We start from the raw sequence: 6431 nt of genomic DNA, 5'->3' as shown, positions 1-6431 counted from the left end.
AGTCGACCAGATGAATGAAGGCTTCGATCAGATTGTCGTTGATCTGGCGAAACCGGTGGTAGGCAAAGCACAGCAGGTACAGGCGTGTGATCGCGACCGGCATGCGTTGCAGCTTGTAGACGGTGTAAAACTTCACGAGCGACGCGTAATACCGGCCGCTGTCCGTGGAAATGCTGGTGGTTTCGAGAAAGTGCCGGGCGAACTCATGCAGGGGTGCGAAGAACTGCCGGCGTTCGGACTCCTGGCGAAGTTCCTTGTAGCTGAAGTCTTTCGGCTCATGTTTGAGGATGCTGACCCGGTACATCGACTCGTCGGCGCATAGCAGCGCGTCGAGTTGCTGCGCGATCTCCGTGGTAAGCGCATCACTGAGCAGGTTCGAAACGCGCCGGCGTTCAGCGCTCACGACCCGTCCGACCATGTCCTGCAGGAACGTGTAAATCGGTACGACAATACGCTGCTGCTTCAGATACTGAAGGCTCTCGCGCAGGATGTAGACCGGTTGCGTGGAGAGCCTGGCGAGGTGCTGCGCGCGGCGCTCGAGGTCCGCTTTGGCAGTGCTGTCGCAAAGCCGGAAGCCGAACAGATCGAGGATGCTGTGTTGCAATGCGCGCCGGGTTGGAGTCGAAGGCGGCCTCATGGAGACCGCATCCTTGCCCGGGAAGTGTCGGGTCAGGATGTAGCGCAAATCGTCCTGGACGGTATCCTGGTCGTAGTCGAAGAACTGGCTCTTTGCCTTGAAGTAGCCGAGTTGCAACGTCAGGTGCGCGGCGATCGGGGCCGTACGTGAATGAACGAGCTGCCGTTCGGCTTCGCTCAGTTCGAAGTACGCGTGCCGGTCTTCATCGGTAAAACGTGGGAGTGCGTACAGTTCGTCGATTTCGTGGCGGGTCAGGATCGAGAGGCGATGCGAATTGGCTGCCATCGGATGCGTGCATTTTTTCTTTGGTGTTTGGGCATGCCGCGGCACACAGCCAGGGGGTAAGCCGGCGCCGCCGAAAATTCCGTCAGGCAGTTTCACTCGATGGCTTTGTCGATAACGTAGTCAGACGCGTCCTGTTATGGCCGCAACCCTGGCATGGTCTTGCGAGAAATTTTCGCCTTCAGCGCGCTACAGGCTGGAAACTTCCGAACATCTTGTAATGGCGCTTGAGCCGATCAACGTAAGCCTTGTCCCGGATCATGTCTTCGAATACCTTGAGGAAGAATGCGGAGTAAGCCGACTGTGGATTGAATGGGTCAAGGATCGGACGGCTCCAACCTTCCCCTGCTAACTTTCGATAGAATTGTTCAGTCTCCCATCCATAATTAATCGTTGCCCATATCTTGGGGCCGCTGAGTTGACCAACGACCTGAAGGGATACCCGGCGGCAGTCACAACGCTTATCAGCGCAGAAGAATTCGACGAAATCATATTCGTCAGCAGGGATCGGTGTCCCAGCAGAAACGATAACCGCCCGCGTTTCTCTGGATGCCACATCTCGAAATCGTTCATGAAACGCCGTCATTGCCATGGAGAAATCCTGCTGTAGGGCCTGAGAAAATTGAAAACGCAATAAGTGAATGAAGTTGGCTTCGTGTCGTTTCCGACACGCGTGACATCTGCGGGAGAATAGTGACCCAGATCGGGTAAAACGCGTACGGCAAACCGTATCGGACAGGCATGATAGTTAGTCGAACAGGCGTGACAACCGGGAACGTCGCTCGTACGTTTTCCGACGGAACTTCCGGCGGTTCCGGCGTACACCCCGGCTACGCTGACGTGATCCCTGGAGGTTGGCGCGGCCGTTTCACCGGGCGTGTTGACGAAGGAGCGGTGTGCGTGCTGATCTGACCTTGCAGTGACGCGACCTGTTGAGCCAGCGTATCGCGCTCCCGCCGCAGCTCGCGTGCTTCATCCATGACACTGGCGAGCTGCTTTTCGTGCCGCTCGGCGAGCCGCCGCTGCTCGGCGGCCTCGGCAGACAGGCGCTGGACGTCGCCGACGAGCTGTTCATTGCGCTGCCGGGTTTTGGCAAGCGCGGTCTCAGCACGACGTTGCGTTTCGCGGGCTTCATCGGCTTGCATCATGACGCGCTTTTGCACGCCTTCGAGCCGGGCGGTGGCCTGGTCGACTTCCGCCCGCAAGGCGGCTTCGTGTGCGGTGCGGGCAACCAGCAGTCCGTCGAGTTCGCACGCATGCGCGCACTGCGCATCGCGCAGTGCCTGCTCCGATTGCGCACGCAAGGTGTCGCGTTCGGCCGTGGCGGCTTCGCTTTGCCGGGTGGCGGCGTCGCGTTCTGCCTGGGTTCGTGCAAGATCGACCAGCGCCGAGGCAAGGCGCGACTGTTGAACCTCGAGCTGGGCGCGAAGTGTCTGGGTTTCCGCCTGAAGTTCCGTGTTGGCCGTCGCCAGGGACTCGGCGCGTATCGCCGCGCTCGTCGCTTCGGTCTCAAGCTCTTCGCCGCGTTGCGCGAAGACCTGTTCGCCGTGTTCGACCGCGAGCGCCCAGACCGACAGCATCGCGTTGGCAACCGCCGGCGGCAATGCGGCACTCAGCGCGTCGATGCGGGCCTGCTCGTCTTTCCAGAGCTTCAGTTCGTCGTTGATCGTCGTCCGGCTGCCCTGACGGATCTGCGCATAGATCAGGTCGACGGTGAGCTGATGCGGGAGCCGACCGGCGGCAATGAGGTGGGCAGCTGCCTTGCGGGTCAGCAGTCGGGTATCGCTAATGCGGCTCATGAACGATTTTTCGCGGTGAAATTGGTCGAGGGAGGCGTTTTTCGGGAGCCTGTTGATTCGCATATCATCGTATCACGTTATATATGTAACGATAAAAGCCAGAAATTGATGATAATTCCTATAATCGCAAGGGCTCGCGCTCGTTCTTGGCCTTTGCGTGTCCTTCACTTTGGCAGGTTATCCGCCGCTGCCGTTTCCTGCTGGGATCATTCACGGCTTCACGGCCGCCGTGCATGATCCCTTGCTTTTCTGGGGCGCGGTGCCGGGTGCGGCGCTTGCAGCGGGTGCCGCATGGGCATGCCACGAATGCCTGTTCAATGGCTTCGAAGGCTACCGGTACGCCAAATTCATTCGTGGCACGAAGATGGAAAATCGGCACCAGCTGAGCAGCCGCATCGCGCGACATAACAATCAGTACCGCAAACAGGCCGCGAAACACGGCGATGCGCCGCGCGTGCCAGTCGCCGTTTGTGGCGTCGAGATGCCGACGGATCTCGAAACGCAGAACCTGATCGTCGTGGGTGCACCAGGCTCCGGTAAGAGTCAGGCGATTAATGGATTGATCGCATCGGCACTGCGCCGCGATGACCGCATGGTGGTGGTTGATCCGAACGGCTCGCTCATGTCGCGTTTCTATTTGCCAGGCGACATCGTGATCAACCCGTACGATGCCCGGTGCGTCGGCTGGTCGCTGTTCAACGAGGTCGATCACGGTTTCGACTTCGAACGGCTCGCACATTCGGCGATTCCACCGCAGAACGGCGATCAGGCCGAAGAGTGGGCGGGCTATGCACGCGCGCTGCTCGCGGACACGATGAACAAGCTCGCCGGCGACGACATGCGCGACATGGTGACGCTCACTGATCTGCTGGTGCGCGAGCAGCGCCCAGTGTTGCAAAAGTACCTTGAGGATACGGATGCAGTGGGTTTCTTCGCAAAGGATGCGGATAGGGCGACGGCCAGCATCATCTTTACGCTGAACAAGTACATCCGGCCGCTACGTCGCATTCCTGATGGCGATTTCTCGATCCGGCGTTGGATGGGCGACGAAAACGGAGGGAACATCTGGATTACGTGGCGTGAGGATCAGCGCACGGCTCTGGGCCCGACGATCCCCGTCTGGCTTGACCTGATCTACGCGATGATTCTGAGTGAGGCGCCGACGTTCGACCGGCGGCTGTGGGTGTTCAAGAACGAACTGGCGTCCCTTGGCCGCCTCTACAGTTTCGAGGCTGCGGTATCGAAGGGCCGCAAGCATGGCCTGTGTGTCGTGGGGGACCTGCAGGATCTGATTCAGTTGCATCAGCAACTGGGAGATCTACCTGCGAAAGCAACGCTCTCGTGTTTTCGCAGTCTGCTTGCGTTGGGAGGGGCGAACGCACTGACAACCAAAAACGTTGCGGAGATGATCGGCTGGCACGAAGTAGAGCGCCACCCGATCGGCGTGCAGGGCCAGTGGCGTATCAACACACGCGAGCGAAAGCGCGATCCGGAGCTCGTCGTCACGTCGTCGCAACTCTCGAATCTGCCCGACCTGAACGGTTATCTGAAATACGGCAAGGACTGGCCGCTCGCGAAAATCAGGTTCGGTGCGCGTGACTATCCGGTACGCGTGCCCGCCTACATCGAAGCGCCGCCGCGCGAGACCCAGCTGTCGATCGCGATCCCCGCGCCGGTCAATCCAGCGCCTGCGCCGGAGGGTGGCGGCACAGCCGCAATCATTATCGGCGCCATTAGATCATGACTGGGCGCACGACCAATCTCATGCCGGCATCTGCCCGGCCCACCGTGATTTTTCACGGTACGCCGTCGCAGGTTATCAACGTGCCGGACCTGTTTGGCATTAGCGTCGCGATCGGCGGGCTGGCCGTCGTCTTTTCATGGGCAGCCTCGACATGGACTGTTTCTCCCGTCGTAGTTGTTGCGCCTGTGTTGGTCTGCCTGGCGCGGCTCGCGCTTGTATTCGTCGAGACGGCGCTCACGGAAATCGTGATCGACATGGAGCGGATTACCTGCAGACAGGGAATTCTGAGCCGGAAGGTTTCGAGCCTCGAGCTGTTCCGCATCCAGGATGTGATGTCGCTTCATCCGTGGTGGCAGCGCGTGTTTAACGTGGGGATGGTCGTCATCCTGACGAGCGATTCGAACAACCCGCGCTGGTGTCTGCCGGGCATGGTCAACGCGGAAGAGATGCGTAACGCACTCAACCGCGCTGCGATCGCGCTGCGCGACTACAAGGGTATTCGGGAAGTGAATATGGGGCGGGTCTGACACGTGGAGGGCATCATGCATGAATATCGATTTGACGATGTAATCGTCGCGGCTAATGCCGACGACCTGCAGACGTACTTGGCCGATGCGCACGGCGAGAAGATTCGGCCGCTGTGCATGTGTACGCCGGTTGGTGTCCCGATGTACGTTGCGAAGGTAGGCGAGCACTACGCGATCAAGCGCATGCCGAACACCGGTAGCGCGCACTCGCCGGATCCAGGCCGTTGTTCGTCCTACGAGCCGCCAGCGGAGCTGTCAGGCCTCGGCGAGGTCAAAGGTGAGGCTATTCAGGAGAACATCGAGGATGGCATCACGACACTCAGGCTCGATTTCAGCCTCTCGAAGACGGGTGGACGTACAGCGCCTGCACCGTCGGGCGGGGCGGCCGACACGGTGAGAACGGATGGCGCGAAGCTGACGTTGCGCGGCACGCTGCATTACCTGTGGGAAGAGGCAGCACTGAACCGCTGGTATCCGGCGATGGCCGGCAAGCGCAGCTGGTACGTGGTGCGTAAATTCCTCCTGCAGGCCGCGGCCGGCAAGGTGTCGAAAGGCGAGCCGCTTGGCAGATCGTTGTACGTGCCCGAGTCGTTTTCGACGGAACACGCAGGGGGCATCACGCAACGGCGCATCGCGCACATGGCCGAGCTGGCCACCAGCAAAAAGACGCGCAAGCTCATGATTGCGATCGGCGAGGTAAAGGAAATCACCGAGTCGCGCTACGGCTTCAAGATCGTCGCAAAGCACCTGCCGGATTTTCCGCTGATGCTTAGTGAAGATCTGCACCGCCGCCTGCAGAAGCGCTTTGTGAACGAGCTGGCGCTGTGGGACAGCATAGAAGACTCGCACCTCGTCTTCATCGCGACGTTCGGCCTGTCTTCTACCGGTATCGCGACAATCGAAATGCTGGCCGTGATGGTGGTGTCGGGCAACTGGATCCCGTTCGAGCATGCATACGACAAGCTGATGCTCGATGCGCTCACGGCACAGAAGCGCCGCTTCGTGAAGGGGCTGCGCTACAACCTGGCGGAGAACAAGCCGCTCGCGTGCGTGGTGCTGGCTGACGTGTCGCCGAAGCCTGTTGCGTTGTATGTGCAGCCGCCGGGTGTTGAGCAGGAAGACGAGGATGCGCTGTCGAGCATGATCGAGGAAAGCGACATGCCGTCGTGGATCTGGCGTGCGGGTGAGGAGATGCCAGAACTGCCAGCGCCGACGTTGGCCCGTGCGGCAAAACCATCGACGCGCGCTGGCAATACGTTGGACGAAGTCAATGCAGCTGCGGCGGATGCATCCGGATCATCAGCGGCGCAGGAGTCTTCATGGTGAGGGGAGGGTTACTGAGCCGGCTCACCGTTTTGTTGCAAACAAAAGTCATGAGCCGCTTCGGTCGGAAGATTTCTATTTCTGTTCAGCAGGACTGCGTAGCACACGACAAAACCGAA

At 59.9% G+C, this 6431-nt stretch carries 6 protein-coding genes; 3 read left to right on the top strand and 3 right to left on the bottom strand.

From position 1 onward, the window contains the following. The 3 genes from P0D80_RS48120 to P0D80_RS48110 form a co-directional block, all read right to left on the bottom strand. The coding region (locus P0D80_RS48120) for a DUF4158 domain-containing protein (protein WP_408295305.1) at nucleotides 1–922 on the bottom strand (922 nt) is incomplete at its 3' end. A 178-nt stretch (nucleotides 923–1100) separates the two neighbouring features. Continuing rightward, nucleotides 1101–1511 (bottom strand): hypothetical protein, encoded by a 411-nt coding sequence (locus P0D80_RS48115; protein ID WP_408295302.1) that lies wholly within the window; start codon nucleotides 1509–1511, stop codon nucleotides 1101–1103. Nucleotides 1512–1749: 238 nt separating this feature from the next. Then, nucleotides 1750–2718, bottom strand: a complete 969-nt coding sequence (locus tag P0D80_RS48110) for a DNA-binding protein (protein ID WP_408295308.1) — start codon at nucleotides 2716–2718, stop codon at nucleotides 1750–1752. Nucleotides 2719–2875: 157 nt separating this feature from the next. Here P0D80_RS48110 and P0D80_RS48105 point away from each other — a divergent pair, with 157 nt between their 5' ends. Genes P0D80_RS48105 through P0D80_RS48095 form a run of 3 tightly spaced genes read left to right on the top strand, consistent with a single transcriptional unit; the run spans nucleotide 2876 to nucleotide 6315 of the window. Next, nucleotides 2876–4462, top strand: coding sequence for a type IV secretion system DNA-binding domain-containing protein (locus tag P0D80_RS48105; protein WP_408295299.1), 1587 nt, complete (start codon nucleotides 2876–2878; stop codon nucleotides 4460–4462). Between the two features lie 20 nt (nucleotides 4463–4482). Beyond that, a complete protein-coding gene (locus tag P0D80_RS48100; RefSeq protein WP_408295296.1) occupies nucleotides 4483–4989 on the top strand; it encodes a PH domain-containing protein in 507 nt (168 codons plus the stop codon). A 15-nt stretch (nucleotides 4990–5004) separates the two neighbouring features. After that, nucleotides 5005–6315, top strand: a complete 1311-nt coding sequence (locus P0D80_RS48095) for a DUF1173 domain-containing protein (protein WP_408295293.1) — start codon at nucleotides 5005–5007, stop codon at nucleotides 6313–6315. Nucleotides 6316–6431 lie beyond the last annotated feature (116 nt).

It is taken from the genome of Paraburkholderia sp. RL17-373-BIF-A (assembly GCF_046030175.1).
Lineage (GTDB): Bacteria > Pseudomonadota > Gammaproteobacteria > Burkholderiales > Burkholderiaceae > Paraburkholderia.
This window is presented reverse-complemented; position numbering and strand designations above follow the sequence as displayed.

Excerpts from the sequence above, each read along its gene's own strand:
- P0D80_RS48110 (WP_408295308.1), bottom strand. The coding sequence starts at position 2,718 with ATGAGCCGCATTAGCGATACCCGACTGCTGACCCGCAAGGCAGCTGCC.
- P0D80_RS48100 (WP_408295296.1), top strand. The coding sequence starts at position 4,483 with ATGCCGGCATCTGCCCGGCCCACCGTGATTTTTCACGGTACGCCGTCG.
- P0D80_RS48095 (WP_408295293.1), top strand. The coding sequence starts at position 5,005 with ATGCATGAATATCGATTTGACGATGTAATCGTCGCGGCTAATGCCGAC.
- P0D80_RS48115 (WP_408295302.1), bottom strand. The coding sequence starts at position 1,511 with ATGGCAATGACGGCGTTTCATGAACGATTTCGAGATGTGGCATCCAGA.